1 protein-coding gene is annotated in these 470 nt (G+C 22.1%); it reads right to left on the minus strand.

Annotated features, from left to right (window positions below; genetic code table 11):
• Positions 1-186 precede the first annotated feature (186 nt).
• Positions 187-348 (minus strand): DNA polymerase III, encoded by a 162-nt coding sequence (locus tag KGF50_RS21855; protein ID WP_227849993.1) that lies wholly within the window; start codon positions 346-348, stop codon positions 187-189.
• Between the last annotated feature and the right edge of the window lie 122 nt (positions 349-470).

The raw sequence follows: 470 nt of genomic DNA on the forward strand, positions 1-470 counted from the left end.
CTTTTTTTTCCTATCAAGAAAAGGTTGATTTTGTCAAGTTTTATGCATCTATAAAATAACGTTATTCTCATGCAGGTGCATTTTAGATAATTTTCGACTTTTTTTTCTATTAAAATAAGTTTAAATTTAACAATAAAACATTTCATTATATTATTTTTTTAAAACATACCATTTTCAACTGTTCCATTAACTTGGACGATTGATTTTTTTCTTAGCTATTCTATCTCCAAGCATACTACCTATATTTTTATTTGGACATAGTTCTTCAGCAATTTCGACTTTATTATCACTATTTTTTTTAATATTAGAATTACTCATCTGTTTTTCGTTTTTTTTATTTTGTTTCATATTTTCTCCTTTCTAAATAATATAGAGTTTGTATTTACTACTTATTATTTCAAATTTCTATAATTTTAATCAAAAAAGGGAAATATCTCAATATAATACAGCTTATTTTAGCAGTATATTTA

The sequence above is a fragment of the Clostridioides sp. ZZV15-6598 genome, assembly GCF_020657705.1.
Lineage (GTDB): Bacteria > Bacillota > Clostridia > Peptostreptococcales > Peptostreptococcaceae > Clostridioides > Clostridioides difficile_F.

Excerpts from the sequence above, each read along its gene's own strand:
- KGF50_RS21855 (WP_227849993.1), bottom strand. The coding sequence starts at position 348 with ATGAAACAAAATAAAAAAAACGAAAAACAGATGAGTAATTCTAATATT.